This is a genomic window from Streptomyces sp. NPDC027189, from assembly GCF_055566975.1.
This window is the reverse complement of the sequence record NZ_JBVHRI010000003.1, coordinates 296,766-323,747: the sequence shown is the minus strand read 5'-3', so window position 1 is coordinate 323,747 and position 26,982 is coordinate 296,766. Positions and strand designations below refer to the sequence as shown.

The following is a 26,982-nucleotide window of genomic DNA, read 5'->3' as shown; positions in this document are numbered from 1 at the left end:
CAGTGCTTGATCCGCAGGGTTTGTACGCATGGGAGCCGAAGGGCTTGGCCGTTGTCGACATGGCGCTCGCCCAGGAGTCGGCCGGTCTTGTCATGCTCTACCACTTCGACGGATACATCGACGCGGGCGAAACCGGCGACCAGATCGTCGACCGGCTGCTCGACTCGCTGCCCCACCAGGTCGTGGCACGCTTCGACCACGACCGGCTCGTGGACTACCGGGCCCGGCGCCCGCTGCTGACGTTCAAGCGCGACCGCTGGACCGACTACGAAGAGCCCACGCTCGACGTACGCCTCGTGCAGGACGCGACGGGAGCGCCCTTCCTGTTGCTGTCCGGCCCCGAGCCGGACGTGGAGTGGGAGCGCTTCGCCGCCGCAGTCCAGCAGATCGTGGAGCGGCTCGGCGTCCGCCTTTCCGTGAACTTCCACGGCATCCCCATGGGCGTCCCGCACACGCGCCCCGTGGGCCTCACCCCGCACGGCAACCGCACCGAGCTGGTGCCCGGCCACCGCAGCCCCTTCGACGAGGCGCAGGTCCCCGGAAGCGCCGAGTCCCTAGTCGAGTACCGCCTCATGGAGGCCGGACACGACGTCCTCGGCGTCGCCGCGCACGTGCCGCACTACATCGCCCGTTCCCCGTACCCGGACGCCGCGCTGACCGTTCTGGAGTCCATTACGGCCGCGACTGGCCTGGTTCTCCCCGCCATCGCGCACTCGCTGCGCACGGAGGCGCACCGGACGCAGACGGAGATCGACCGCCAGATCCAGGAGGGCGACGAAGAGCTCGTCGCCCTCGTCCAGGGCCTTGAGCACCAGTACGACGCCGCGGCGGGCGCCGAGACGCGGGGCAACATGCTCGCTGAACCGGTGGACATCCCGTCGGCGGACGAGATCGGCCTGGAGTTCGAGCGGTTCCTGGCGGAGCGGGAGGGCGACGCCTAGCCCTGTTCCAGGGCAGGGCGACGCCTAGCCCTTGTTCCAGGGCTCCCTGTCGAAGGGCCTGTCAGTGGCAGGCCCTAAGCTGCTGGGCATGCTGAAGGTGGGCCTGACCGGTGGTATCGGCGCCGGCAAGAGCGAAGTGTCGCGGCTGCTTGTCGGGCACGGCGCGGTGCTGATCGACGCGGACAGGATCGCACGGGAGGTCGTCGCGCCCGGAACTCCCGGGCTCGCGGCGGTCGTCGACGCCTTCGGCGAGGACGTGCTCGCGCCGGACGGCAGCCTGGACCGGCCCAAGCTGGGCTCGATCGTCTTCGCCGACCCTCAAAAGCTCGCCGTCCTCAACTCGATCGTGCACCCTCTGGTGGGCGCCCGCTCCCGCGAACTCGAAGACGCCGCCTCCGACGAGGCCGTCGTCGTACACGACGTGCCCCTGCTCGCCGAGAACGGCCTCGCCCCGCTGTACGACCTCGTGATCGTCGTCGACGCAAGCCCCGAAACGCAGCTCGAGCGCCTCGTAGGGCTGCGCGGCATGACCGAGGACGACGTCCGTGCCCGTATGGCCGCCCAGGCCCCGCGCGAGAAGCGCCTGGAGATCGCGGACATCGTCATCGACAACGACGTACCCCTGGAGGAGTTGGAGCGGCGCGTACGGGATGTATGGGCCGATCTCGTCCGTAAGGCCCACCGGCCCCAGGAATAGCGGCCCCCTGTGGGGGCGTTGAACCCTTGGAGTGAGGGAAGGAGTCTGCCGTGCCCGAGACCAGCGGTTCGACCGGACGTACTCCGGAGACGCATGTCATCGACTTCCGCGCCGCCGAGCGACTGCTCGCCGCGCGGGATCCGCGGGGCGCGGTGAAGCTGCTCGACTCAGTCATCGCCGCGCATCCGGAGAACACGGCAGCCCGGCTGCTGCGCGCGCGTGCCTTCTTCGCCGCCGCGCAACTGCGCCCCGCCGAGCTGGAGTTCACGATCGTCCTGGAGCGCGAGCCGGACAACGCGTTCGCGCACTTCGCGCTCGCCCGCACCTATGAGCGCCAGCGCCGCCCCGAGCAGGCGAAGCGGCACTTCAGGCTGGCGGCGGCGCTCGACCCGAAACCGCAGTATCTGGAAGCGGCGCGTTTCGAGACGTGACGCTCGGTTAAGGAAGCCGGTGCTGCCTCGGCCGGTACGGCGGGGGGCGGCTGTCCGGCGGCGAGTAGGGCGGGACGTCGGGGCCCGGCTGGTAGTGCGGCCCCTGGTGGATGTGCCGCAGGATCATGGTCATGTCCACGGTGACGATGAGCCACAGCACGCCGCACGCGGCCGCCCATCCGGGCCGCCCGGCCAGGGCGAACGCGGTCGTCCCGAAGATCGCCCAGATCAGACCCCAGAGGCTCAGCCAGAAACGCAGCCGCAGAGCACTGCGCGCTGTCGTCGGTTCACTGCCGGTACGCATCGGGATCACTACTCCTACTGGGAAACGTACTCTTCGTGGTGCACGTTCACCATGGGAGAGCGGTCGGACCGACGACCGACGGGGGAGGCGACGGTGCTGCTGGAGGCACTGCGGGCGGACGCGAGGCTCGCGGAGTGGCTGAGGGACCTGGAGAGCGAGGGCGCGCCCCGGGTGGAAGCGGTGCTTCCGGCCGCGGACGAGCTGCCCGACGTCCTGCTCGACCTGACCGTGGCCCACGAGCACATCAATGAACTTGTCGCGCTGCGCGCCCGGTTCGCGGCGGACCCGGAGGCGATGACGCTCCTCTCGCGCTGCGTCGGACGCTTCGTACGGGACATGGGAGAGATAGGAAAGGGCTGGGAGCCGCCCGCGTTCCCCGCGTCGACGGGGGCGCTGGGGCGCTGCTTCCATGTGTACGTCTTCATCGCGGCGCTTCCGTATGTGCGCGCCTATCACCGGGAGCGCGGCGTCCCGGAGGACGTGTCCCGACGCACCCTCGCCGACCTCGGCCGGCATGTGGCCGTGCACTACAGACGGGTCGGTTCGCCGGGGTTGCTGTTCCCCTGGTGGATCGCCCTGCACTTCCATGGCGAGCTCTTCCAGCTGGGCCGACTGCAGTTCCAGCGGGCGCGACTGGGCCGGCACACGGGTGCGGCCGTCGTGGCGGCGGGCCTGGGCCTGGGCCCCGGCGACCCCTGCCTGAGCCTGCACATCACCGACTTCCGCGGCCCGCTGTCACCCGCCGCCTGCGACCGGTCGCTCGCGCTGGCACGGGAGTTCTTCGCCCGCCACTACCCCGACGAGCGCTACGACGTCGCCGTGTGCCACTCCTGGCTGCTCGACCCGCAGCTCAAGCGGTATCTGTCGGCCGAGTCCAACATCATCCGCTTCCAGGACCGCTTCGAGGCCGCGTACGGGGAGAAGACCCCGGACGACGGGGTGCCGGTCGGTTTCGTCTTCGGTGATCCTGAGCTGCCGGTGGACGAGCTGCCCCGGCGCAACAGCGTCGAGCGGGCGGTGGGGGACCATCTGCGCGCGGGCGGGCACTGGTACGGCGGGCAGGGATGGTTCGCACTGTAGCTCGCCACTCGAACGGGTGAATGGCTGTGGGATGGGAACGGGCCGAAGAGGGCGGTCCGTTGGACGGATATGAGGATCGAGAAGCGTCAGGGACACGAGGGAACCGGACCCGGTGCCATCACACCGGACGGCTGCGCGGTCGAGCTCTACGCGCGCCTGCCCATCGGGGACGAGCCGGACATCATCACTGCGGCAGTGCCCGCGGGCGCGCGCATCCTGGAACTGGGCAGCGGGGTGGGACGGATGACCCACCCACTCCTGGAGCGCGGGTTCACGATCACCGCCGTGGACGAGTCCGCCGAGATGCTGGAGAGGGTCCGCGGAGCGCGCACGATACGCAGCACGATCGAGGACCTCGATCTGGGCGAGACGTTCGACGTCGTGATGCTCGCGTCGTTCCTCGTCCACACCGCAGACACCGCGGTACGGCGGGCGTTGCTGGAGACGTGCGCCCGCTATGTGGCCGAGGACGGCTGCGTGTTGATCCAGCGTGAGGGGGCGGACTATCACACGAACGTGCCCCGCGAGCGGGTCGACCCCTCCGGTTTCACCGTACGGATCGTGTCGGCGGAGCCGGTGGACGACGGGGTGAACTCGGTCCGCGCGGAGTACGAGTTCCCCGATGCCACGTGGACCCAGACCTTCCAGGCCCGGCCCTTGACGAAGGACGAGTTCGAGGAGGCGCTGGGGGAAGCGGGGCTGAGGGTGGATCGGTACTTGACGGAGGACGGGGTGTGGGTGAGGGCGGTGAGGGGGTGAGCTGTGTGGTGACGGGCTGACTGGCGCGGTGAAGGCGGTGCGTGGACGGGCCGAACCATTGAGCCAGGGCTGGGATCATCGAGCCCGTCCGGCGTTTGAGGACGAGCGCGAAGCGCGAGGGGGGTTCGGGGGCCCCTCCAGGTACGGGACGGGTAGGGGCGGAGGGCGCGAAACAAATCCCGCCCCGCACCGATGAGTTCCGCCGGCCCGCCCGGTCTACCTCTGTGAAAGCAACAGTTACCGCTCACACAGGAGACCCCCATGTCCGACACCACCGCCCCCGTCACCGCCGTCTCCCCCGCCACCGGCACCCCCCGCATCCGCCGCGCCCGCATCTCCCTGACCGCGCTGCAGATCGTCCTCGGTCTCTTCTACGCGATCGCGAGCGCGCTGCCCAAGCTGATCGCGCACCCGTCGGCCGTCGAGTCCTTCGACAAGCTCGGCTGGGGCCACACGGGCATGTACATCATTGGCGCACTCGAACTCGCCGGAGGCATCGCCCTGCTGGTCCCGCTGCTGGACTCCGTGGCGGCGGTGGCGCTCAGCGCGCTGATGGTCGGCGCGTTCATCGTGAACGTCACCGTCATCCACGGCCCGTACGTGGCGACCCCGCTGATCCTGATCCTGCCGCTCGCCCTGATCGCGTGGGCCCGGCGGAGTCACACCACGGAACTGCTCCGCCTGGTACGCCGACGGGCGTGACGGCCGTAGGCAGTGCAGGCCGGAGGGCTCCCCCCGTATCGATCAGGGGGAGCCCTCGACGTCGTACGGCTGCGGAATCGGCGCTCCGGCGCCTCGACGTCCCGGCCGCCCGTACTTCAGGCGCCGCCGGGACCACGCTCGCGGCCGGAGGAGCGAGACGAGCCGGAGGAGCTAGAGGACCCAGAGACGCCGGGCGGGCCGGCGGACCCGGAGAAGCCGGAGGACCCGGCGGCCAGCCCCCGCAAGCGTTCCAGCTCACGCCGGTCCCGCTTGGTCGGGCGCCCCGCACCCCGGTCGCGGATACCGGCAGGGGCGACGGCCTCGCGCGGCGGGGGCGGCGGGCTGTTGTCGACGTAGCACTCGGCGGCGATGGGCGCGCCGACCCGCTTGCGGATCACCCGCTTCACGACGACGACCCGTTCCCGGCCGTCGTGCCGCAGCCGTACCTCGTCCCCGACGCGCACGGCGTACGCGGGCTTGACGCGCTCGCCGTTCACCCGGACATGACCGCCCCGGCAGGCGGTGGCGCCCATCGAGCGGGTCTTGACGAGACGGACGGACCAGATCCAGCTGTCGACGCGCACGCTCTCGCCGCCCGCCGGACCGGCGGCCTCGGCCACCGCGTCACCAGAGCTACGCGCACCTCCGGCACCCGTGCCCTTCTTCTCCCCGTCAGCACCCTGAGAAGCCATGCCCTCGACTTTAGTCCCCGCGGCCCGGGACGCCGGGTGGATTTTCCCTCGCACGAAGCACGGCAGGGATCGCCGCACGGCCCCCCCGCACGGACCACCGCGGACGCGACGGCCCTCGGAGCCCTGAGACTGTCCCGACGACAGCGGTGACCGTCGCCGGTGTGGTTTTGGCCAAGGTCGGCTACGACAAGTACCTGAGCTTCATCTGGCCGCTCCTCGCGATCCGCTTCCTGCTGATCTGCGGGTTCGTGGCGGCGGGGGCGGTGATGACGTAGTCGTGCCCGTGGCTGTCCGGTCGTACGGTGAAGCCATGGACAGCAGGGGTCTGGACGGCAGCGGCCTGGAGGGCAGGGGTCTGGACGGCAGCGGCCCGGAGGGCAGGGGTCTGGACGGCAGCGGCCCGGAGCGCAGGGGTCTGGACGGCAATGGTCCGAACGGCAGGGGCCTCGCCGAACTGGACGCGCGGATCACCGGGTGCCGGGCCTGTCCGCGCCTCGTCGCATGGCGCGAGGAGGTGGCCCGCACCAAGCGCGCCGCCTTCGCCGACCAGACGTACTGGGGCCGCCCGGTCCCGGGCTTCGGACCGGCCGACGCCTCGCTGCTCATCGTCGGACTCGCACCCGCCGCGCACGGCGGAAACCGGACCGGGCGGATGTTCACGGGGGACCGGTCCGGAGCCGTGCTCTACGCGGCGCTGCACGACGTGGGTCTCGCGTCGCAGCCCACGTCGGTGGCCGCCGACGACGGCCTTGAACTGTACGGCGTACGCGTCAGCTCGCCCGTGCACTGCGCCCCGCCCGCCAACAGGCCGACGCCCGCGGAACGGGACACCTGTCGGCCCTGGCTCGTACGGGAGCTGGAGCTGCTGAGGCCCACGTTGCGGGCGGTGGTGGTGCTCGGGGCCTTCGGGTGGCAGGCCGCGTTGCCCGCGCTCGCCGAAGCGGGATGGACCGTGCCCCGGCCACGGCCCGCCTTCGCGCACGGAGCCCATGTGTCCCTGGACGGGCTCGAACTCTTCGGGTGCTTTCACGTGAGCCAGCGGAACACCTTCACCGGGCGGCTGACTCCCGCCATGCTGCGGGACGTACTGAGTACGGCGGCTCGGGCGGCCGGGCTGACGACACGGACGTGCGCGGGCTAGCCTCGCGCGATGGGCCTCTATCCGGAGATCGAACCGTACGACCACGGAATGCTCGACGTCGGCGACGGCAACCGCGTGTACTGGGAGGTCTGCGGCAACCCGCGCGGCAAGCCCGCGGTGATGCTGCACGGCGGCCCCGGCTCGGGGTGCGGTGCCTGGTACCGGCGGTACTGCGACCCGGAGGCGTACCGCATCGTCCTGCTCGACCAGCGCGGAGCCGGCCGCTCCACACCCAGCGCGAGCGCGTACGAGACGGACATGAGCGTCAATACGACGGCCCATGTGATCCGGGACCTGGAGCTGCTGCGTGGCCACTTGGGCATCGACCGGTGGCTGGTGTGGGGGGTCTCGTGGGGGTCGGCGCTGGGGCTGCGGTACGCGCAGACGCATCCGGGCGCCGTGTCCGAACTGGTGCTGACCGGGGTCACCACCGGTTCGAACGCCGAAGTTGCCCTGCTGACCAGGGGACTTGGCCAGATCTTCCCCGAGGCCTTCGAGCGGTTCCTCGCCGAGCTGCCCGAGGACGAGCGCGACGGGAACCTCGCGGCCGCGTACAGCAGGCTGATCGAGTCGCCCGACCCGGAGGTGCGGGCCCGGGCGGCACGCGCCTGGACCGACTGGGAGACGGCGATCGTTCCCGCGCCGCCGCGGTCCGTACAGCGCTACGAGGACCCGGCTTTCCGCATGGGCTTCGCCCGCACGGTCACGCACTACTGGGGCAACGACCACTTCCTGGGGGACGGCAACGACGAGGGCGTGGTCCTGCGCGACGCACCCCTGCTCAAGGGCATCCCCGGCACGCTGGTCCAGGGCAGCCTCGACTTCGGAAATCTGCTGGGCATCGTCTGGCGCCTCCACCATGCCTGGCCCGGCAGTGAGTTGGTCGTCGTCGACGACGTGGGCCACAACGCGGGGGCTCCGGGGGTGGTGGACGTGCTCGTGGCGGCTACGGACAAGTACGCGGCTCGTTGACGAGGGCGTATGCGCGGCTCTCCGACGAGGGCACGTGAGCAGCTCTCTGACCTAGGCATGTGCACCGCGGCTTGCTGACCAAGGCCTGTGCGGGGCTCGCTGACGAGCACATACGCGATCCGCTGACGGGAGCAGGTGCGCGCGACCCATCAGGGGAGTTGTGCGTCCCCGAAGAGGTGTCGCACCGTCGAGCGGTAGTTGGCCTGGACGTGCGCGAGCGCGTGCGCGCGGGCCCGCTCCGGGTCGCCGGACGCGATGGACTCGTACAACTCTCGGTGTTCGGTGAGAAGTTGGGGCCACTCCTCGTTCTGCCGGGTGAGCCAGCGCAGTCGGCCGTCGACCGGCTCCATGACGGAGATCAGCAGGTTGTTGCCCGCCATGGCCAGGATGCGGTCGTGGAAGCGGGTGTTGATGTCGGTGATCGCCTCCGCGTCGTCCGCGTGGGTGGCGGTCGCCGCACGGTCGAGCAGCTCTTCCAGTTCCGCGAGGGCTTCCGCCGTGGCGCGGGACGCGGCGAGTCCGGCCGCGTAGACCTCCAGGGCCTCGCGCAGTTCGAAGAGTTCCTTGACGTCGGTCGGAGTCAGGCGGCGTACGACGGTGCGACGCGGCGTCTCGAAGAGAACGAATCCCTCGGCGACCAGCGCACGGATCGCCTCGCGGACCGGTACCCGGGAGACCCCGTAACGCTCGGCCAGCTCGCGCTCCACCAGGCGGTCGCCGGGGCGCAGCCGCCCGGCGATGATCTCCTGCCGCAGCGCGGCCAGGACGCGCTCACGCACTGCGCCGAGGGGCTCCCGTTCCGCGCCGAGGGGTTCGATCTTCGTCATGGGGCCATCTTCGCCGACTCCGGGGGTGTTTTACGGAGCCGTAACTGCACGGACATCGGTCAGAACGGTTGACGGAGGGACCATGAGAGCAGTTTGGTATACCAAACACGCTCCATAAGGCCGCCCCCCGTCCCCTCGCCCATGGAGGCCCCGTGTCCCTCGCCGACAGTGCCGAAGCCACCGGCGCACCAGCGTTCGTCCCCGACCCCCGGCTCACCAACGAAGACCTCGCGCCCGCCGAGAAGCGCAACTGGAAGGTCTTCGACCTCTTCGCCATGTGGATGTCCGACGTCCACAACCTCGGCAACTACACCTTCGCCGCAGGTCTGTTGGTCCTCGGCATGAACGTCTGGCAGATCTTCACCTCGCTCCTCGTCGGCTTCGTGCTCATCTACGGCGGCATGAACCTGATGGGCCGCATCGGACAGCGCACCGGCGTGCCCTTCCCCGTCGTGAGCCGCATCAGCTTCGGCGTCTGGGGCGCCAACATCCCCGCGCTGATCAGGGCGATCATCGCCATCATGTGGTACGGCATCCAGACCTATCTGGCCTCGGTCGCCGTCAACGTCATGCTGCTCGCCGCCTGGCCGGGCCTGGAGTCGTGGACCCACCACTCCTTCCTCGGCCTGGACGCGCTCGGCTGGACGTCCTTCCTCGCGCTGTGGCTGATCCAGGCGATGATCATCAGCCAGGGCATGGAGTCGGTCCGCAAGTTCCAGGACTTCTGCGGTCCGGCCATCTGGCTCGTGATGATCGCGCTGGCCATCTGGGTCCTCGCCAAGGCCGGCTGGAGCATCTCGCTCACCTCGACCCCGCACCCGGTTTCGGTGGGGGAGCAGTGGCGGCAGTGGTTCGGCGCGGTCGGGCTCATCCTCGCCACCTACGGCACGCTGATGCTCAACTTCTGCGACTTCTCGCGGTTCGCGCCCAGCTACAAGACGGTCAAGCGCGGCAATTTCTGGGGCCTGCCCATCAACTCCACGGCCTTCGTGATCGTGTCGGTCATCGTCACCGCGGGCTCCATCGAGGCGTTCGGCGAGGCCATCACCGACCCGGCACTGCTCGTCGCCAAGGTCGGCAACACCTGGATCCTGGTCCTCGGCGCCCTGACCTTCGCCATCGCCACCATGGGCGTCAACATCGTCGCCAACTTCGTCTCCCCGGCGTACGACCTCGCCAACGTCTGGCCGCAGAAGATCACCTTCAAGGTCGGCGGCATGATCAGCACGGTCGCCGCACTGGTCGTGACCCCCTGGAACCTCTTCTCCAACCCCACCGTCGTCAACTACTTCCTCGGCGGCCTCGGCGCCTTCCTGGGACCGCTGTTCGGCGTGATCATGCTGGACTACTACTGGGTCAAGCGTGGCCGCGTCGACGTGGAGCAGCTCTTCAACGCCCAGCCGGGATCGCGGTACTACTACCGCAAGGGCGTCAACCCCAAGGCGCTGTGGGCCTTCCTGCCCTCCGCGGCGGTGGCCGCGGTCCTCGCCCTGGTGAAGGCCTTCAGCGACGTGGCCCCGTACTCCTGGTTCATCGGGACGGCGCTGGCGGCCGGACTGTACGCGGTGCTGTGCCGCGCAGAGCGTGCCGCCCTGCAACCGGTCCCCGTCCCTGTGGAGGGCTGAGCGTGCGCATCGTCGTCACCAACTGCAATACGACGCAGGGGATGACCGAGGAGATCGTACGAGGTGCCCGGGCCGCCGCAGGCCCGGGCACCACCGTGCTCGGACTCACCCCGGCCTGGGGACCGGAGTCCGCGGAGGGCTGGCTCGACAGCTATCTCTCGGCGGCGGCCGTCCTCGACACCCTGCGGACGTACGAGGGTCCGTACGACGCCGTGGTCATGGCCGGGTTCGGAGAACACGGACGCGAGGGCGCACGGGAGTTGGTGGACGTCCCCGTCGTCGACATCACCGAGGCGGCGGCTCACCTCGCGTGCCTCCTCGGCCGCCGGTACGGCGTCGTCACCACGCTGGAGCGGTCGTGCGGGCAGATCGAGGACAGCCTGGAGTCGGCCGGGGTGGCTCGCAACTGCGCCGCCGTCGTCGGCACCGGCCTCGGCGTCCTCGACCTCGGCGACGCGCAACGCACGGAGGAGGCGTTCGTCGCGGCTGCCGAACGCGCGGTGGAGGCCGGCTCCGAGGTGCTCGTCCTGGGCTGCGCGGGGATGACCGGGCTGCAGCGGGCGGTGGGGGAGAAGCTGGGGCTGCCCGTCGTCGACGGGGTGGCCGCGGCAGTCAAGCTCGCGGAGTCGCTGGTGTCGCTGAGGCTGACGACGAGTCGGGCGGGGGGGTATGCGCGGCCGTTGGCCAAGCGGCGGACTTGGGGTTCCCTCGGGGCCGGGCGCTCACCCCGGTCGGGGTGATGCGACCGGGGGATCGCCTCCGTCGGGAAGCCTGGCCGGACCTCACGTGAGGTCCGGCCAGGTGTGGCAGGCGCGTCGCGGGCCGCGTGCCGTGTCGTCCGGTTCAGACGCTCACAGGACCGGTACCGCCGACGTCCTTGAGGACGCGCCGCGCCTGGAAGGACGCGAAGATGCCCGAGATGCCGTAGACGATGCTGAACAGCCCGAAGACGGTGGCCAGGGAGACCGCGCCTATGTCGGGCCGGACGAACAGCACGAAGGCCAGCGCGACCGACACCAGGCCGCTCAGCACGAACAAGGCGCGCTCGCCCGGCTTCTCCCCTCGCTGGAACGCCAGACCGATCTCCATGGCACCGGTCGCCAGCGCCCACGCACCGATCCAGATCGTGAGGGCGAGGGCCGTGACGCCGGGCCAGGCCAGCGCGCCCACGCCGGCCGCGACCGACAGCAGGGCCAGCAGTAGCCAGCCGAGGACCGGGCCCACCCGGTCACTGCTGAAGGCCCGCGCACCGTCCGTGGCAGCGGCGATGAACGCGTAGACGGCGAAGAGGATGACGACGGCACCGATGGTGATGCCAGGCCACGCGACGGTGACCATTCCGATGGCGACCGCCAGCAGACCTTGCCAGAGCAGCGTGTTGGGCGAACTGAGCATGATGACCTTCCGCAGGTGGGTGGCGCCTCGTGCCTGACACGAGGCGAGGGATGCGCGGTGGCGTGCCCGACCTTGTCCGATGGCCGTGTTGTGCGACTCGAACGCTAGAGCCGCCGTCCGGAACCGCGATCCGTCATCCGACTGCCTTCCGTACCTCAGCTGCGGGACGCCGCCCCGCGGTCCGGGTCGCTGGCGTGCCCAGGCACGGTCTGTAGAGCGATGCAGTCATCTGACGCAAGCCCGGACCGTGCCGTCGCGGGAGGATGGATGCTGTGAGGGAACGACTGGGCATCCCCCTGCCCTCGGACGCCGTCGACACAGTGGCAGACGCGGCGGCGCCGGTGATCGATGCGCCGCCTGCGCGTGACGTGCGCAGGGCGGCCGACCTGTGGTGGCTGCTGGTGTCCACCGCCGTGCTGGTGGTGACGGTTCTGCTGGCGGTGGCGACGCGCCAGTTCGCGCGGACCGTGCAGCAGGGGCTGCTCACCGCGGCGACCGCGCTGCCGGGGGGCCTGCGGGACGGCCTCGTCGGGACGGTGCAGGTTGTCGCCGTGCTCGCACCAGCGGTGGCCCTGGTCGTCCTGGTCGTACAGCGGCGGATCGACGCGATATTGCGGATCGTGCCCGGGACGGTCCTGGGCGCGCTGATCGCGTGGTTGCTCACCCATGTGGCCTTCGCACACAGCAGGCCGGAGCTGTGGCCGGAGGTGCTGGCCGGCCGGGGCGGGCTGGTACACGCAGGCTGGCCGTCGGCGGTGTACCTGGCGGCATGCACGGCGGCGGTCGTCACCGCCGGTCCCTGGCTGGGACCGCGGTGGCGGCCGGCGTTGTGGTGGCTGATCGCCGCGTGCGCGGGATTGAGCGTCGCGGCCGCCGCCCTGGTGCCGCTGGACGCGGTCGCCGCGCTGGCCATGGGCGGCGTGGCGGGTTCGGCCGTGCTGGTGCTGGCCGGAGGCCCGGCGGACCGCCCGGTGCCCCAGGCGGTCGCCGACGCGCTGGTCGCCTGCGGGATTCCGGTCGCCGCCTTGCGTGAGATGTCCTCGGCCGAGCAGCTTCCCGGCGAGGGGATCCTCTACGCCGCCGAGACCACTGCCGGTGCGCGGCTCACGGTACGGGTTCTCGCTGCCGAGGACCGGGGCCGCGATCTGTTCCACCGGCTCGCCGGGCGGATTTTGCTGCGGCACCCGGCCGACGCGGGTGCGCAGTCACCGCTCGGGGCGGTCGAACACGAACTGCTCATGCTCGTCTTCGCGGCCCGCACCGGCGCCTGGGTCGCCGAGCCGGTGATCGCGTACCCGGTGGCCGGGAGCGGCGCGCTCCTGGTCACCATCGAGCGGGACGCCCGGCCCCTGTCCGCGTTCGCGGATGAGGAGATCACCGACCAGGTGCTCACCGGAATGTGGACCTCCGTGGCCCGCCTCCAGGAGCACCGGCTGGGACATCGGGCGCTGCGCCCGGAGCACGTCCTCGTCGAACCGGACGGTGCCTCCCGGCTCACCGCTTTCGCAAGTGCCCGGCTGGGCGCCCCGCCCGACGTGCTCGGTGGTGACATCGCTCAGCTGCTGGCCACGACCGCGACACGCGTCGGCCCGCACCGCGCCACCGAGAGCGCGCTGGCCGGCCTCGGCCCGCAGCTGCTGGCGACCGCCCTGCCCTACCTGCAACCGCTCGCGCTGCTCGGCCCCGCCCGACGCCAGGTCGCACGGTACGACCAGGCCGCCGCGCGGGCGGCGCAGCAGGAGGGCAAGCGGCGCACGCTCCGCCCCGGCGGCCGGCCGAGCCTGTTGCGCGATCTGGCCGCCGAGGTCACGACGGCCGGTGGCGCACCACCGACTCCGCCGGCGCACCTCGCGCGCTTCACCTGGAAGAGCGTCCTGGGCCTCGTCGGAGCGTTCCTCGTGCTCCATCTCGTGCTTCCGCAGCTCGCCGGCTTCCCGGCGGCGGTCGATGCGTTGCGCGACGCCAACTGGTGGTGGGTGCTCGCCGTGCTGCCCGTCACCTTCATCTCCCAGGCGTTCTCGACCTGCCTGCAACTGGGCACGATCCCCGGCCGGCTCCCGTTCCGGCCCACGTACGTGGTGCAGTTCGCCAGCTCGTTCCTCAACCGGATCACCCCGAGCAATGTCGGCGGCATGGCGCTCGACCTGCGGTATTTGCAGAAGACGGGGATCGAGACCGGGGCTGCGACGGCCTCCGTCGGGCTCCAGAGTCTGGCCGGTGCGGTCTCCAACGTCATTGTCGCCGCCGTGTTCTTCGCGTGGGCGGGACAGCACCATGCCGGAGTGCATCTGCACCTGCCCACGGGCCGGTATGTGCTGCCGACCATCACCCTGACGCTCGCGGCAGGGGGGCTGCTCGGACTCACCCCGCCCGGCCGGCGCTTCCTGCGCGACAAGGTGTGGCCATTCCTGCGCGCGGCCGCGTCGACCGTGGCCGGGATCGCGTCCGACCCCGCCAAGCTCACCGTCGGTGTCATCGGCGCGCTGGGCCTGCCCCTCATCCAGATCGTCGGTCTCGCGCTGAGCGTCCACGCGCTGGGCGGCGAGCTTCCCTTCGTCCAGGTCGGCGCCGTCTACATGGCGGCCCGCCTCGTCGCCAACGCGGCTCCCGTCCCCGGTGGACTCGGTGCCCTCGAAGCCGGCCTCATCGCCGCCCTGACCGCGCTCGGCGTCGCAGCGGGCGCGGCCACCTCGGCCGTACTGGTCTACCGGCTACTCACCTTCTGGCTGAATGTCCCGCTGGGCGCCCTGGCCCTGGGCTTCGTGCAGCGCCGGGGTTATGTGTGATGCCATGGCCGCCCACGTCGGCCCGGTGCAATCTTGGCCTGCCACGGCCGGCCTGACCGGCGGTGGCAGGCCGTGTCCGAGAGTGCCGCACCGCCCAGCGGTGCCCGACTCAATGGCAGGTGAATGACTTGTGGGCGGGGTCCGTGCTCAGCGTGCAGGTTGGCCCTTTACCTTGCCGTTCTTCTCATGGAAGGCGACGCTCCAAGTCCCGTCAGATCGGGCTTGCCGGCGATCGCGGTCATCTGGTGCACGATCGCGTCCGGCCGGGCCACGGCCACGGCCTCACCGACCGACACCGCATCGAGCCCGTCCATCACGACAGCCTCCGCGCCCAGCTGCTTCAGCAAGTCCACCTTGGCCGCGCTCGTCGTTGTAGCCGTCACCTGGTGGCCCCTGGCCACGAGCTGCGGCACCAGCCGCCGCCCCAGGACCCCGGTCCCGCCTGCCACAAACACCCGCACAACCATCACCTTCCTGATTCCAGAATCGACTCTCACCCTTGAGACGAGACGGCCCCGGACATTTGTGACATGCGGAAGAACGCACCCACCCGCCGGGTTGTCGACGGACTGTCGGGGCTGTCGGCGAGTTGTAGGTGATCTGTCGATCGCCGCTGCGACCTTGGGCGAGGGGTTGAGGCGGGGCGCACGCCCGAGGAGCGCGTGGGCGCCGTTCACCCGTCCCGTCGTCCCGTGCACCAGGAGCCGCGCATGTCGTCATCGGTATCCCAGCCTCCGTCGTGGGACGTTCATCGTCTGCCGCGTGCTGATGCCAGTACCTTCCTGGTCACCGGCGGCAACGCGGGCATCGGCTATTTCGTCGCGGAGCAGCTCGCCGGGTCCGGTGCCACGGTCGTACTGGGCAGCCGGGATCCGGCGAAGGCCCAGGCCGCCATGGCCTCGATCCGGTCCCGCGTCCCCGATGCCCGAGTACGTCATCTTCAGCTGGACCTCGCCGACCTGGCGTCCCTCAGAACCGCGGTGGACTCGCTGGGGCTGGACCGCCTGGACGCCGTGGTCCACAACGCCGGGGTGGCCCTCGACGACCCACCGCGGCGTGAGACCAAGGACGGCCACGAGGTCATGTTCGGGACGAACCATCTCGGCCACTTCGCGCTGACCGGGTGGCTGGCGCCTCTGCTGTCGGCCTCACCGGCGGGCCGCATCGTGACGGTCGGCAGCTTCGCGGCGCGTTCCGAGCGACTGGACCTGAACGACCTGCAGTCCACCCGGGACTACCAGCCCAAGCGCACCTACGGGCGCTCGAAACTGGCGCAGATGTCCTTCGGATTCGAGCTCGACCGCCGCCTGCGAGTGGCCGGCAGCACCGTGGTGAGTCTGGTGGCGCATCCTGGCGGCGCGCTGGACTCTCTTACCCCCTCCCGGCTGCCGGTGCACGTGCGAAGTGCCGCCGACCGCCTGTGCGGCCTGCCTGCCGGCCTGCTGGTTCAGGGCAAGGACGCCGGTGCATGGCCCGTGGTGCGGGCCGTCCTCGACCCGGGGGTGAGGGGAGGGCAGCTGTGGGGACCGCAGGTCCTCGGCCTGCGCGGCAAGCCGCGGCTCGAGCCCGTCCGGGGACACTTCGCCGACGCCGTCACCGCGGCACACCTGTGGGGTGCCAGCTGCGAGATGACGGGCGTCCACCCGAGCTTCGAGCCACGGTAGAGCCACGCTGGCCTAGCATTTCCGCCCATGAGTTCCCCAGAACACGGCATTGACGATGAGCCTGGCGTGACCATCCGTTGCCGGGACAACTCGTCCGTCGGCGTGAGATTCTGCCGACCGCTTCAGCTTTGACGAAGACTCTGTGCACTGTGCCGTCGAACTGCGGGCTCCTGGCCTGACCGCTCGCGCCGGCGAGGTGGTGGCCTGGGCCCGGGGCAGCAGTCTCGCCCGGTTCCTGGAAGAACTGGCTTCGGACTACCGGGGATGGGACGGCGAACGGAGCTGGGAGACCGACGACAGGGACCCGGCGGTGTCGGCCGTCTTCCGGTCAGGCGGTTACATCGGGCTGACGTGGATGCTGCGTCCCTGGCCAAGCGCCGCCGGGGGTTGGGCCGCCTCGGTAACCAACTGGCTGGAGGCAGGTGAGCAAATGACTTCCCTCGCGGCCGATGTCCGTCACTTCCTCAGCGGGGAGCCGCGGTGACGACCGACATGCGCGTGACCGACCTCTGGTCCGCCCGATGAGCCAAACGAAACTGCCTAGGCGCGGTCGGGCGCGGACACGTGCGCGAGCTCGGACACGTGCGCCGGCTCGGGCACCGGCACGACGGCGGTTGCCGTGATCTCCACGAGCTGACCGGTGTACCCGAGGCAGGCCACCCCGATCAGCGTCGACGAGTGCGGGCCGATGCTGAGCCCTGACGCCTCGACGACATCCCAGACCGCGGAGAGGACCGCCGGCTCACTGCCGACGACGTACACGTCCGTCGACACGACGTGCGCCATGTCGCTGCCGACCGCCCGCAGTTGCTCGTCGAGATTGGCCAGCACCTGCTCGGCCTGCCGTACGGGATCGCCCTCGCCGACTATCTTCCCGTCGGCGTCGAGGGGCACGGACCCGGCGAGGAACGCCAGCTTGGTACCGGCCTCGACGACGGACGCATGGGAGTAGACGGGCGGAGTGAAGAGGCTGGGGACGGTGACGCGCTGGACCATGACGGCTCCTGGGGGTCTTCGACTTCGGGCCTGGCTGCAACCTGCTGATGATGCGGGTGGGGTGACTGGCCCTGCATCTGAATTTCGCACCGAGCGCGCCGAGCAGGCCAAGGACGCCGAGCGCGCGCCGAGCACGCTGAGCACGCCGAGCGCGCGTCGAGCGCGTCGAGCGCGTCGAGCGCGTCGAGCGCGCCGAGCGCGCCGAGGACGGACGCCGAGCGCGCCTAGCGCGTGTAATGCTGCCGGGGCGTCGGTGAGTCCGAAGAATCGCCGTCGGGGGTCGGTGGACATTGACTCGACACCGCCGCCGCCCACCCCCATCCTCACCCCCTGCGTACCAAGCACTGAGGACGTTTCAGCGCCGCGGACTTCTACCGGGCCACGCCGGAAATTCCGGCGGCCCCGCGGAGGTTCGTCGTGTCCCGCACCGTCCACCACGTCGCTAACCGACATCGCATCACGCCCCTTACTGGTCATCGGGCCTGCCGGGCCCCGTCACCGCCCACACCCGCACCGAACTCCGGTGCAGCGAAGCCGGGCACCCTCCTCGACGCGGCCGACGCCCTGGATCACACGCCGACCCGTCACCGCCACCGCAACCAGGGCGGTCCTGCGCGCGGCGGTGCTGGTCCGGGCGGTCGGCAGAGCCAAAGCGGGCGCTTCTCGATGCTCATTCGGAACTGCTGACCGCCGCGGCTCGACTACAGGGAATCGGACATTCCGGGATCAAGAAACCGCCACACGGGAACGCCTCGTTCGAGTGGGATCTCTGACACGCAGGCTGACCCGACCAGTCGGCTCGTGAGCACAGGGGGTTCCATGCGCATCGCGCACCACAGACACGTCGTCGTCGCGGCCACAGCCGCGGCGACTCTCGCGCTCGTCGGTATACCGGCCGGCGCCCAGCCCGCTTCCGCTGCCGTGCCGGCCTCGGCGAGCGCGGACACCTCGGCACTGGCCGGGCTCGTCGAGGGCTATCTGCAACAGCGGGCCGACATGCTGACCACGTCTCCGCCCACGGCTCGGGCCGCGCTCGCCCACGTCCGGGCCACTGGGGCCATGGCCGCCCAGACGCGGGACGACCTCGCCGCGCTCGCCGAGAAGGGCAGGCGGTACAAGGAGGTCGACGGCGGCTACACGCAGGCGCAGGTCGACGTGAAGGTCGACGACACGACCGTCGACGGCGGGACGGCGACGCTTCGGCTGACCGAACACACCCGTCTCCGGTTGCCGTTCACGGCCCAGGAGGTCGAAGAGGGCGCGCCGGAGTACGAGGAACTCTCGCTCCCGCACACCGTGAAGTTCACCCAGGGATCCGACGGCGCGTGGCTGCTGTCGTCGGACAACGCCGACGTGGAGGGCGGGCCTACTCCGACGACGCAGGTGGCCGACACGGACGCCGAGTCCGCCGCCGACGACGGGGGCGGCGCACCGGATGAGGACGAGGGCGGCAAGGACGACGCGGCCGACACCACCCCGCTGCCCGACAGCGGCGCGTCCGACACCGTCAAGCCGGGGATCTCGGCCGCCTACAGCTACAACAAGATGGTGGCCTACGCCGACAAGTACTGGGACCACCACAACGGCGCGTACCGGACCTACGGCAACGACTGCACGAACTTCATCTCCCAGGCGATGCTGGCCGGCGGTTGGGGCCCCAAGGGGGGCGCCCTCATCCAGCGGACCAGTAACAAGTACTGGTTCTACGGGCCGGCGAAGGTCTTCACCAGCTACACCTGGGCGGGCGCCGAGAACTGGTACTGGTTCGCGAAGAAGCACGCGAAGAGAACCAAGATCCTGGGCAACGTGTGGCAGCTGGCCAAGTCGGACGTGCTCCAGGCGGACTGGACCCGCAACAACAACATCGACCACTCGATGATCGTCACGAAGAAGTACCAGGGCACGCCGTACCTGACCTACCACACCGGCGACACCCACAACAAAAGCCTGCGCAAGCTCCTGTCCGACCACCCTCGTGCCTGGTGGTACGCACACCGCACCTGACAGGCTGCCACCCCCACAGGAGAACCCGCAGATGAACAAGGAGCGCGCTGTGGAACGTCGACGACTCTTGGCCGTGCTGGCCGCCCTGGCCGTCGCCACCGGCTGCTCGACCCATGACGACAAGGCCGAACCCTCCCACTCGGCATCCTCCGACGGGGCACGCGACGCCGTCGAGGCCTACGTGGACGCCCTCAACTCCCGCAGCGCCACCGGTCTGATCAAGGTTGGCGGGGTCAAGGACGAGGGCTGGTCGCGACAGGAGGCCGCGCAGATCCTCGCGGACAGGGGCGGGCGGGAATGGAAGATCAAGGACGTCCAGATCGACCACGACATGGGTCCTGACACCGGGTCGGCCCGCCTTCTCGCCGAGGGCAAGGCGGGCAAGTCCCTGCGCGACACCTTCACGGTGACACGGGAGAAGGGGGTGTGGCACCTGGCCGTCTTCACCCACCAGCCGAACGGGAAGGGCAAGGAGTCCTCCTCGACCGACAAGCCCGCTTCCTGACACCACGGAAGCAGCCTCCCCGCGCCGTGTTGAGGCTGTGCCCGCCGGCGCGGGGAGGCGCACCTCCGCCCACACGGTCTTGCCGGGGGCGGCGCGGCGCGGGGCGACACCCCAGTCGTCGGCGAGGGCGTCGACGAGGAGGAGGCCGCGGCCGGACTCCCCGTCCGGGCTCGGCGCGCCCGGGGCGGTGAGTCGCTCGGCCAGCGTGTCGGTGACTTCGACCCGTAAGACGCCGCCGGTCGCGGCGAGGCGGAGGTGGAAGTCGCGACCGGGGACATGGCCGTGCCGGACGGTGTTCGCGGTGAGCTCCGCCGTGATCAGGGTGACGGTCCCGTTGGCGGGTGACGTGTACGGGTGGCCCCACTCGTGCAGGCGGTGCGCGATGAGGCGGCGGGCGAGTCGTGCGCCGCGTGGGGTCGATGTGAACCGCATCGCGATTTCGTGGGCGACCACTGTGCGTTGCGGCTGAGGGACACCCGGCCCCGGTCCTGCCTGATCGGGCACGCCCTTGATTGCGTTCATAAAGAAAGCGGCATCCCTGCCAAGCGTCACACCGCCGAAATACACACGCCCCGTTTTCTCCAGATCCTCGATCTAACGTGGACACCACAGCCCGGCCGACGTCGCCCGAAGGCACTCCGCCCGCCCTCGTCCGACTGGAGCCCCGTGTCACTCCCCAGCGTCGCCGTACCGCCCTGGCTCGCCCATGCCCTGCGCGCGCAGCGCGGGCCTGTGCCCTGGAGTGCGGTGGTGCGCGGTGCGCTGGCCGCCGGGCCGTTGCTTCTCGCGGCTGTGCTGAGCGGTCGTACCTCCCTCGGAGTCGTCGCCGCGCTCGGTGCCATGCTCGCCGGGATCAACGACCGGCCGGGGAGTCGGCGGGCTGCCGTCCGGAGGCTGGGGGTGCCCGCCCTCGCCGGGGCCGCCGGGCTGCTCGTCGGGGCGTATGCCGGACAGCATGTCACTGCCGTGGTGCTCACCCTCCTCCTCACCGGACTCGGGCTCGTCGCCGGAGCCGTCAGCGCCGTCGGGCCCGTCGCCTCCGGGGCCGGGACGCAGTTGCTGGTCGCCTCGGCCATTGGGGCAGGGATGCCGCTTCCCGAACCGGGCTGGCAGCGTGCGGTCTTCTTTCTCTCAGGGGCGAGCTGGCTCCTTGCGCTGCGGCTCGCGCTGCCGACGACCGGGGTCACCGCCGGGGACTATCGGTTCGACGGGGAGCGGGACGCCGTCGGGGCCGTGTACGACGCCATCGCCGAGTTGCTGGTAGCCGCCGGGGGGCCGGACGCGAGTGTGCGGCGCGTCGCGCTGACCGCCGCGCTCGATCACGCGCAGGACGCGCTCGCCGGGCCCCGGCTGCGGCGGTACGCCAGTTCCGCCGCCGAGCGGCGGCTGCACGCGCAGTACGCCGCCGCGTTGCCGCTCGCCGAGGCCGCGACGGCGCTCGCCTGGGCGGGCGAGGCGGTGCCCGCGCGGGCGGCGGAAGGGCCGCGGCGACTGGCGGTCGCCGTCCGCACCGGCACCCACACGGGGCCGGTGCCCGCGCCCTCCCGGTCCGCCCCCGCGCTGCGCGCCCTCGACGACGCGCTGCTGCACGCAGCCGACACCTTCGACCGGGGCGGCGCCTCGGACGCCCTGCACACCCGGCGCCGTACCGCCGCATCCCTCATACGTACCGCGCTCGGCTCCGGAGGGCGCGAGTACGGGCTTCGGGTCGCGCTGTGCTTCGGCGCCAGCGCGGCCGTGGCGCAGGCCCTGCATCAGGCCCGCTGGTACGGGAACCACTCGCACTGGTACTGGCTCCCCGCCACCGCCGTCTTCCTCGTCAAGCCCGATCTCGGGCCGCTCGCTTCGCGTGTGCTCTGCCGGGCGGCGGGGACCGTGCTCGGCGCGGTCGTCTTCGCGGGGCTCGCGGCGCTGCTGCCGCGGCCGGCCGGACTCATCGCGCTGGTGGCGGTCTGCGGCGCCCTGATCCCCGTGGCCACGCGGCACTTCGCCGCGCAGACCGCCGTCGTCACCGTCCTCGTGCTCGCGCTCGTCATGGTGGGAGGGGAGCCGCAGGCCTCCTGGAGCCGGATCGGCGAGACGCTGCTGGCCTGCGGGATCGTGCTGCTCGTGGGGCATCTGCCGGCGCTCGGGCAGCCTGGCGGGACGGTGCGGGCGCGGCTCGTGCGTGCCGCGGAGGCCGCGGACGCCTATCTCGCACATGTGCTGAGCGACGGTACGGCGGAGGACCGGGCCGGCCGCTGGTTGCTGCGTCGCGAGGCCTATCGGGCGCTGGCCGAGGCCCGCGCCGCGATCGACCTCGCCGCCGCCGAACTCCCCTCCCTGGCAAGGCATGCCGAGGGCACGGGCGAGGTCGCGGCCACCCTCGAAAGGCTCGTGGACACGACCACCGCGTGCGCCGTCCAGCTCGACGACACCGGGCGGCTCACACCCCACCACACCGAGCGGATCGCCGAACTCCTCGACGAGCTCGCCGAGCGCCGGGAGCGGGCGGGGCTGATGATGTCCAGGTCGCCCCAACTCCCCATCGCCGTCTGACCCGCACGGGCTCGCCCGCACCAACGGAATCTACGGCTGCACTCGCACCCACACCGGCGCATGGTCCGACCCCGCCGCCCCGCGCCGCTCGCCCGGATCCGCACCGACCGACGGCAGCGTCAGCTGCTCCGCGCCCGGCAGGCCCGTACCTGCTGCGGTGACGCGGTGGACCAGACGATGGCTGACCAGGATGTGGTCGATCAGTTCGCGGCGCCCCGAGTTGACACGGGAGTAGCGCTGGTCGGCCGGGATGAGCGGGGCCACGTCCCACAGGCGCATCGCGTCGCCGGAGTCGGGGCGGTCGTACCCGGGCGTGCCGATCTCGGAGCCGGGCGGGCCGAGGAGGATCTGGGTGGTCGCGGCCTGCACCTCGTCGTTGAGGTCGCCGAGCACCGCCACGTCACGGGTGCGGCCCTCGCCGGCCAGGAGGTCGTCGGCCAGCGCGCGCAGCGCCGTGGCCTCTGCGGCCCGCCGGTACAGGGCGTACGCGCCGTAGCGGGCCCGCTCGCCCTCGTCGCGCGGCTGGAAGCGGCCGCCGGGGTACGACAGCAGCTTCGACTTCAGGTGGCAGACGGCCACCTCGAGAGTCAGCGCCCGGGTGGATATCTCCACGGCCAGGAAGCCGCGGCCCGCGTGCGACACGGTGGTCCCGGTGTCGTCGGCCTGTACGGGGCGCAGCAGCTCAGGGAAGACGTTCGTGTCGGCGAGTATCCGCGGCACCACTCGGCTGAGGAAGCCGACCCTGATCCCGCGGTCGTCCGGATGACCGGAGAGCGTGACCTGCCAGTCGCCGTCCAGCATTCCGGCCAGGTCCGCGAGCGCGTCCGGGTCCCCGACCTCCTGCACGCCCAGCAGCGTCGGGTCGAGTTCCGTGATGACGGCGGCCAGGGCGGCGAGCTTGGTCTCGTACGCGGCCTTGTCCTTCGGCCCGAAGGGGCCGCCGGGCCGGTACAGGTTCTCCAGGTTCCAGGTGCCGAGGAGCATGCCGGCTCCTTCCAGAAGGCGGGTCGGTGACGTCGGAAGGCGCGCTTCGTGACGCCAGGGTGCTCGCGCAACCGGCCCGGCGACAGGGCTGGGACGGGATGCGCGGTTCACCTCCCCCCGCGGCACGACACCGTCGTACGGTGACGCAATGACGCAGTCTCCCGCTGATCTCATCATCACCGGATGCACCGCCCTCGTGCACGACGGTCATGAGGAGATCGGGTTCGTCGAGGACGCCTCGATCGTCGTACGAGGCGGGGTCATCGAAGCGATCACCGAAGACGTCCGAGACCTGGACGCCGTCGAGCGCATCGACGCCCGCGGTCAGGTGGCGATGCCCGGACTGATCAACTGTCACACCCACTCGCCGATGGTCGCCCTGCGCGGTATCGCCGAGGATCTGCCCGCCGAGGAGTGGTTCAACGACTTCATCTGGCCCATCGAGTCCAACCTCACCGAAAAGGACGTGGAGTTGGGCGCGCGGCTCGCCTGCGCCGAGATGATCCGCGGTGGCGTCACCTGCTTCGCCGACCACTACTTCTCCATGGACACCGTCGCCGCCGTGACGGCCGAGAGCGGGCTGCGCGCGCACCTGGGGGAGGCCTTCTTCTCCTCGCAGGGCGCCGCAGGGAGGGAAAAGTCCCTGGAGTTCGCGTTGCGGCACCGGGGCGGTGCCGGCGGGCGCATCACCACCGCTCTCGCCCCGCACGCCCCGTACACCGTGGCCGACGCCGACCTGTCCGCGACCGCCGAACTCGCCCGCGAGCACGGACTTCCCGTGCACCTGCACGCCTCCGAGAGCCGCGCCCAGACCGACAACAGCCTTGCCCGCCACGGCCGTACGCCGATCGAGATCCTGGAGCGCACCGGACTCCTCGACACGGAGATCCTCATCGCGCACGGCACCGGAATCATCGAACGCGACCTGCCCGTACTGGAGCGCGCGACGGGACATGTGGCGGTCGCGACCGCACCGCGCGGGTACTTGAAGTTCGCCTGGGGCCCGACACCGGTGCGAGCCCTGCGCGAGATCGGCGTCCCCGTCGGGCTCGCCACGGACGGAGCGGCGTCGAACAACTCCCTGGACGTGTGGGAGTCCATGGCTCTCACCTCCCTCGTGCAGAAGTCGGCCGAGGGCGACCCGCGTTGGCTGACGTCCCGTCAAGCCCTGCACCACGCGACGCTCCAGAGTGCCAGGGCGGTCGGCCTGGGCGAGCGGATCGGCAGTCTCGCGCCGGGGCGGCGGGCGGACATCATCCTGGTCGACCTCACCGGCCCGCACACCCAGCCGGTCCACGACCTCGCCGCCACGCTCGTGCACAGCGCCCGCGCCGGCGACGTACGGACGACGATCGTCGACGGGCGGGTGCTGATGCGGGACCGGCGCCTGCTGACCCTTGATCTGCCGTCCACCGTAAGGGAGTTGGGGGAGCGGCTGCCCGCGCTCGTCGACCGTGGCCACGGGCGGCGGATCCAGGAGTACGACACCTGATCCACTCTGCCTAGGGTGGAGCCCATGCCCTTGGACCACGAATCCGCAGAAGGCCTCCAGGACCCTACAGATGACCTCCAGCACCCGGCGGCAGGCCGACAGGCCCCCGCGGCAGGCCCGGAGGACCCCGCAGCCGGCCTCATCGACGACCCGTACGCCGTCTACGCCCGTCTCCGCGACACCGCGCCCGTGCATCGCGTCGCCGGACCCGACGGCAGCCCCGCCTGGCTGGTCACGCGGTACGACGACGTGCGCGAGGCCCTGACGAACCCGCTGCTCTCGCTGGACAAGAGGCGTGCGCTGCCCGGGAGTTACCAGGGCTTCGCCCTTCCGCCGGCCCTCGACGCCAACCTGCTGAACATGGATCCCCCCGACCACACCCGCATCCGGCGGCTGGTCGGTCGGGCCTTCACACCGCGCCGCATCGAGCAACTGCGGGCGCCCGTCCGGGAGACCGCCGACCGGCTTCTCGACGCGCTCGGTGCGCACGGCCGTACGGATCTGATCGCCTCGTACGCCGCGCCCCTGCCGATCACCGTCATCTGTGACCTGCTCGGCGTTCCGGACGAGCACCGGCGGGACTTCCGGGCCTGGACGGACGCGCTCGTCGCCCCCGATCCGGCACGTCCCGGTGCCGCGAAGGAGGCGATCGTGGCGATGGTCGGGTTCTTCACCGGGCTCCTCGCGGCCAAGCGCAAGGAGCCCGCGGACGATCTGCTCTCCGACCTGATCGCGGTGCGCGCGGCGGAGGGCGACCGGCTCGCCGAGGACGACCGGCTCACCGAGGACGAGTTGATGTCGCTCGCCTTCCTCATCCTCTTCGCGGGGTACGAGAACACGGTGCAGCTCATCGGGAACGCCGTCCTGGGGCTGCTCACCCACCCTGGCCTGCTGTCCCATCCCGACCAACTCTCCGCGGCAATAGAGGAGTTCGCCCGTCTCGACGGTCCCGCGCTGCTCGCCATCCGGCGCTTTCCCGTCGAGGACGTGACCATCGGCGGGGTCGCCGTGCCCGCGGGCGAGACCGTCCTGCTGTCCCTCGCCGCCGCCAACCGCGACCCGCGCCGTTTCCCCGACCCCGACCGCCTCGACCTCGGCCGCGACGCCTCGGGGCATCTCGCGCTCGGCCACGGCATCCACTACTGCCTGGGCGCTCCGCTGGCCCGCCTGGAGACCGAGACCGCCCTGTCCGCGCTGATGGAACGCCTCCCGGACCTCGCGCTCGACGTGGACCCGGCCGAGCTGCGGTGGCGGCCCTCCCTGCGCGCCCGCGGCCTGCTTGCGCTTCCGGTGACGTACTGAGAAGAATCTCGCCGATACGCCGATGAGTTCTGCTTCTGCGGCCGGTCACCACACAGAAGGCACCATTCCGTAGGAGGAGCACATGACGCTTCCGCAGATCGTCTCGCGTGAGGAGTGGCGCGCCGCGCGCGAGGAACTGCTGGCCAAGGAGAAGGCCGCCACGCGCGCGCGTGACGCGCTCAACGCGGAGCGGCGCGGGCTGCCGATGGTCGAGATCGACAAGGAGTACCTGTTCGAGGGCGGCGGCGGGAAGGCGACGCTGCTCGACCTTTTCCGGGGGCGGAACCAACTCGTCGTCTACCACTTCATGTTCGCGCCCGAATGGGATGCCGGCTGCCGCAGCTGCTCGGCGTTCCTCGACCAGATCGGGCACCTCGCGCATCTGCGGGCCCGCGGGACCGAGTTCGCCGCCGTGTCCCGGGCGCCGTACACGAAAATCCTGCCCTTCAAGGCGCGCATGGGCTGGACGGTGCCCTGGTACTCGTCGTACGACAGCGACTTCAACTTCGACTTCCAGGTGTCCTTCATGGGGAGCGACGAGGGTGACGAAGAGGGCGGCGGCGAGCCCTACGAGCGTCCGGGCGTCAGTTGCTTCCTGCGGGACCGCGACCGGGTCTTCCACACGTACTCCACGTACGAACGCGGCCTCGACGGCCTCGGTTCGACGACCAGCCTCCTCGACCTCACCGCACTCGGCCGGCAGGAGGAGTGGGAGGAGCCCACGGGACGCGCATCCGCGCTGGGGGCGCCCGCGGGCAGCGAGCGGATCCGGTACCACGACGAGTACGAGGACTGACACGGTGGGTAACCGGAGCTGAGAGTTCCCTCACAGCGAACCCGCGGCCAAGTGTCGACTACGTCTCAGTACCGTCACTTCGCGAGCCGTTCACCCCATGGAGGGCGTTTAACTCTATGAGAGCAAGTGCTACATGGAGGTGCAGGGTGAACGGGCGAACGGTGCTGGAGCGCTTTCCCGCCGGTGGGCCGCGCGGTTCGTGGCCCGCGGAGGAGTTCGCACAGGCGCGCCGCCAGGAGGGCCAGGCCGCTGAGGTCGTCATGGACCTCTCCACGGACGCGTTCCTTGTGGTCGTACGCGGTGTCGACGTCGTCGAGTGACACTCGGGCGAACGGTCGGGTGAGACTCG

Annotated in this window: 27 protein-coding genes and 1 pseudogene; 20 read left to right on the top strand and 8 right to left on the bottom strand. The window is 71.0% G+C overall.

Translation table 11 applies throughout. The annotated features are described in order from the left end of the window. Positions 1 to 2: 2 nt before the first annotated feature. From ACZ4RZ_RS09340 to ACZ4RZ_RS09330, 3 genes are all read left to right on the top strand, one after another. Positions 3 to 941 (top strand): PAC2 family protein, encoded by a 939-nt coding sequence (locus tag ACZ4RZ_RS09340; protein ID WP_467743370.1) that lies wholly within the window; start codon positions 3 to 5, stop codon positions 939 to 941. A gap of 88 nt (positions 942 to 1,029) precedes the next feature. Next, positions 1,030 to 1,638, top strand: a complete 609-nt coding sequence (coaE, locus tag ACZ4RZ_RS09335; RefSeq protein WP_467743369.1) for a dephospho-CoA kinase — start codon at positions 1,030 to 1,032, stop codon at positions 1,636 to 1,638. 50 nt (positions 1,639 to 1,688) lie between these two features. Beyond that, positions 1,689 to 2,069 (top strand): tetratricopeptide repeat protein, encoded by a 381-nt coding sequence (locus tag ACZ4RZ_RS09330; RefSeq protein ID WP_467743368.1) that lies wholly within the window; start codon positions 1,689 to 1,691, stop codon positions 2,067 to 2,069. Positions 2,070 to 2,076: 7 nt separating this feature from the next. On the opposite strand, the gene ACZ4RZ_RS09325 is transcribed toward ACZ4RZ_RS09330, so the two are convergent. Beyond that, on the bottom strand, positions 2,077 to 2,373 hold the full coding sequence (locus ACZ4RZ_RS09325; protein WP_467743367.1) for a DUF6343 family protein: 297 nt from the start codon (positions 2,371 to 2,373) through the stop codon (positions 2,077 to 2,079). A gap of 51 nt (positions 2,374 to 2,424) precedes the next feature. On the opposite strand from ACZ4RZ_RS09325, the gene ACZ4RZ_RS09320 reads away from it, so the two are divergent. The 3 genes from ACZ4RZ_RS09320 to ACZ4RZ_RS09310 all read left to right on the top strand — a co-directional run bounded on the left by ACZ4RZ_RS09320 (position 2,425) and on the right by ACZ4RZ_RS09310 (position 4,914). After that, positions 2,425 to 3,453, top strand: a complete 1,029-nt coding sequence (locus ACZ4RZ_RS09320) for an acyltransferase domain-containing protein (RefSeq protein ID WP_467743366.1) — start codon at positions 2,425 to 2,427, stop codon at positions 3,451 to 3,453. A gap of 69 nt (positions 3,454 to 3,522) precedes the next feature. Continuing rightward, the gene (locus tag ACZ4RZ_RS09315; protein ID WP_467743365.1) at positions 3,523 to 4,212 is read left to right on the top strand and encodes a class I SAM-dependent methyltransferase; all 690 of its coding nucleotides are present in this window, start codon (positions 3,523 to 3,525) and stop codon (positions 4,210 to 4,212) included. 261 nt (positions 4,213 to 4,473) lie between these two features. Next, a complete protein-coding gene (locus tag ACZ4RZ_RS09310; RefSeq protein WP_467743364.1) occupies positions 4,474 to 4,914 on the top strand; it encodes a DoxX family protein in 441 nt (146 codons plus the stop codon). 116 nt (positions 4,915 to 5,030) lie between these two features. On the opposite strand, the gene ACZ4RZ_RS09305 is transcribed toward ACZ4RZ_RS09310, so the two are convergent. After that, positions 5,031 to 5,606, bottom strand: a complete 576-nt coding sequence (locus ACZ4RZ_RS09305; RefSeq protein WP_467743363.1) for an RNA-binding S4 domain-containing protein — start codon at positions 5,604 to 5,606, stop codon at positions 5,031 to 5,033. Positions 5,607 to 5,916: 310 nt separating this feature from the next. On the opposite strand from ACZ4RZ_RS09305, the gene ACZ4RZ_RS09300 reads away from it, so the two are divergent. Both ACZ4RZ_RS09300 and pip read left to right on the top strand, forming a co-directional pair. Continuing rightward, positions 5,917 to 6,747, top strand: coding sequence for a uracil-DNA glycosylase (locus ACZ4RZ_RS09300; protein WP_467743362.1), 831 nt, complete (start codon positions 5,917 to 5,919; stop codon positions 6,745 to 6,747). Between the two features lie 9 nt (positions 6,748 to 6,756). Beyond that, positions 6,757 to 7,719 (top strand): prolyl aminopeptidase, encoded by a 963-nt coding sequence (pip, locus tag ACZ4RZ_RS09295; RefSeq protein WP_467743361.1) that lies wholly within the window; start codon positions 6,757 to 6,759, stop codon positions 7,717 to 7,719. Positions 7,720 to 7,868: 149 nt separating this feature from the next. On the opposite strand, the gene ACZ4RZ_RS09290 is transcribed toward pip, so the two are convergent. After that, positions 7,869 to 8,546, bottom strand: coding sequence for a GntR family transcriptional regulator (locus ACZ4RZ_RS09290; protein ID WP_467743360.1), 678 nt, complete (start codon positions 8,544 to 8,546; stop codon positions 7,869 to 7,871). A 152-nt stretch (positions 8,547 to 8,698) separates the two neighbouring features. Here ACZ4RZ_RS09290 and ACZ4RZ_RS09285 point away from each other — a divergent pair, with 152 nt between their 5' ends. Further along, positions 8,699 to 10,171: an NCS1 family nucleobase:cation symporter-1 gene (locus ACZ4RZ_RS09285; RefSeq protein WP_467743359.1), complete on the top strand. Its 1,473-nt coding sequence runs from the start codon at positions 8,699 to 8,701 to the stop codon at positions 10,169 to 10,171. 2 nt (positions 10,172 to 10,173) lie between these two features. Next, positions 10,174 to 10,911: an aspartate/glutamate racemase family protein gene (locus ACZ4RZ_RS09280; RefSeq protein WP_467743358.1), complete on the top strand. Its 738-nt coding sequence runs from the start codon at positions 10,174 to 10,176 to the stop codon at positions 10,909 to 10,911. Positions 10,912 to 11,014: 103 nt separating this feature from the next. On the opposite strand, the gene ACZ4RZ_RS09275 is transcribed toward ACZ4RZ_RS09280, so the two are convergent. Beyond that, positions 11,015 to 11,566, bottom strand: a complete 552-nt coding sequence (locus ACZ4RZ_RS09275) for an HdeD family acid-resistance protein (RefSeq protein ID WP_467743357.1) — start codon at positions 11,564 to 11,566, stop codon at positions 11,015 to 11,017. A gap of 272 nt (positions 11,567 to 11,838) precedes the next feature. Between ACZ4RZ_RS09275 and ACZ4RZ_RS09270 the strand changes: the two genes are divergently transcribed. Then, positions 11,839 to 14,352: a flippase-like domain-containing protein gene (locus tag ACZ4RZ_RS09270; RefSeq protein ID WP_467743356.1), complete on the top strand. Its 2,514-nt coding sequence runs from the start codon at positions 11,839 to 11,841 to the stop codon at positions 14,350 to 14,352. A gap of 167 nt (positions 14,353 to 14,519) precedes the next feature. Here the strand turns inward: ACZ4RZ_RS09270 and ACZ4RZ_RS09265 are convergent, their stop codons facing one another. Next, positions 14,520 to 14,813, bottom strand: a complete 294-nt coding sequence (locus tag ACZ4RZ_RS09265; RefSeq protein WP_467743355.1) for an NAD(P)H-binding protein — start codon at positions 14,811 to 14,813, stop codon at positions 14,520 to 14,522. 249 nt (positions 14,814 to 15,062) lie between these two features. Between ACZ4RZ_RS09265 and ACZ4RZ_RS09260 the strand changes: the two genes are divergently transcribed. Together ACZ4RZ_RS09260 and ACZ4RZ_RS09255 are read left to right on the top strand one after the other, a co-directional pair. After that, positions 15,063 to 16,016, top strand: a complete 954-nt coding sequence (locus ACZ4RZ_RS09260) for an SDR family NAD(P)-dependent oxidoreductase (RefSeq protein WP_467743354.1) — start codon at positions 15,063 to 15,065, stop codon at positions 16,014 to 16,016. A gap of 142 nt (positions 16,017 to 16,158) precedes the next feature. Next, positions 16,159 to 16,500 (top strand): DUF6228 family protein, encoded by a 342-nt coding sequence (locus ACZ4RZ_RS09255; RefSeq protein WP_467743353.1) that lies wholly within the window; start codon positions 16,159 to 16,161, stop codon positions 16,498 to 16,500. A gap of 56 nt (positions 16,501 to 16,556) precedes the next feature. Here the strand turns inward: ACZ4RZ_RS09255 and ACZ4RZ_RS09250 are convergent, their stop codons facing one another. Further along, positions 16,557 to 17,012, bottom strand: a complete 456-nt coding sequence (locus tag ACZ4RZ_RS09250; RefSeq protein WP_467743352.1) for a RidA family protein — start codon at positions 17,010 to 17,012, stop codon at positions 16,557 to 16,559. An 819-nt stretch (positions 17,013 to 17,831) separates the two neighbouring features. On the opposite strand from ACZ4RZ_RS09250, the gene ACZ4RZ_RS09245 reads away from it, so the two are divergent. Beyond that, positions 17,832 to 19,016: an amidase domain-containing protein gene (locus tag ACZ4RZ_RS09245; RefSeq protein ID WP_467743351.1), complete on the top strand. Its 1,185-nt coding sequence runs from the start codon at positions 17,832 to 17,834 to the stop codon at positions 19,014 to 19,016. Between the two features lie 49 nt (positions 19,017 to 19,065). Next, entirely contained in the window at positions 19,066 to 19,521 is a 456-nt protein-coding gene (locus tag ACZ4RZ_RS09240) for a hypothetical protein (RefSeq protein WP_467743687.1), read from the top strand. An 81-nt stretch (positions 19,522 to 19,602) separates the two neighbouring features. Here ACZ4RZ_RS09240 and ACZ4RZ_RS09235 read toward each other — a convergent pair. Further along, positions 19,603 to 19,953: pseudogene (locus ACZ4RZ_RS09235) on the bottom strand (ATP-binding protein); the annotation flags it as partial. Between the two features lie 234 nt (positions 19,954 to 20,187). On the opposite strand from ACZ4RZ_RS09235, the gene ACZ4RZ_RS09230 reads away from it, so the two are divergent. Continuing rightward, complete coding sequence (locus ACZ4RZ_RS09230; RefSeq protein WP_467743350.1) at positions 20,188 to 22,059, top strand: FUSC family protein; 1,872 nt, start codon at positions 20,188 to 20,190, stop codon at positions 22,057 to 22,059. 30 nt (positions 22,060 to 22,089) lie between these two features. On the opposite strand, the gene ACZ4RZ_RS09225 is transcribed toward ACZ4RZ_RS09230, so the two are convergent. Continuing rightward, on the bottom strand, positions 22,090 to 23,043 hold the full coding sequence (locus ACZ4RZ_RS09225) for an endonuclease/exonuclease/phosphatase family protein (protein WP_467743349.1): 954 nt from the start codon (positions 23,041 to 23,043) through the stop codon (positions 22,090 to 22,092). 148 nt (positions 23,044 to 23,191) lie between these two features. Here ACZ4RZ_RS09225 and ACZ4RZ_RS09220 point away from each other — a divergent pair, with 148 nt between their 5' ends. From ACZ4RZ_RS09220 to ACZ4RZ_RS09205, 4 genes are all read left to right on the top strand, one after another. Further along, positions 23,192 to 24,535: an amidohydrolase gene (locus tag ACZ4RZ_RS09220; RefSeq protein WP_467743348.1), complete on the top strand. Its 1,344-nt coding sequence runs from the start codon at positions 23,192 to 23,194 to the stop codon at positions 24,533 to 24,535. A gap of 24 nt (positions 24,536 to 24,559) precedes the next feature. Further along, complete coding sequence (locus tag ACZ4RZ_RS09215) at positions 24,560 to 25,837, top strand: cytochrome P450 family protein (RefSeq protein WP_467743347.1); 1,278 nt, start codon at positions 24,560 to 24,562, stop codon at positions 25,835 to 25,837. 82 nt (positions 25,838 to 25,919) lie between these two features. Further along, positions 25,920 to 26,633 (top strand): DUF899 domain-containing protein, encoded by a 714-nt coding sequence (locus ACZ4RZ_RS09210; RefSeq protein ID WP_467743346.1) that lies wholly within the window; start codon positions 25,920 to 25,922, stop codon positions 26,631 to 26,633. Between the two features lie 116 nt (positions 26,634 to 26,749). Further along, complete coding sequence (locus ACZ4RZ_RS09205) at positions 26,750 to 26,953, top strand: hypothetical protein (protein ID WP_467743345.1); 204 nt, start codon at positions 26,750 to 26,752, stop codon at positions 26,951 to 26,953. Positions 26,954 to 26,982: the final 29 nt, after the last annotated feature.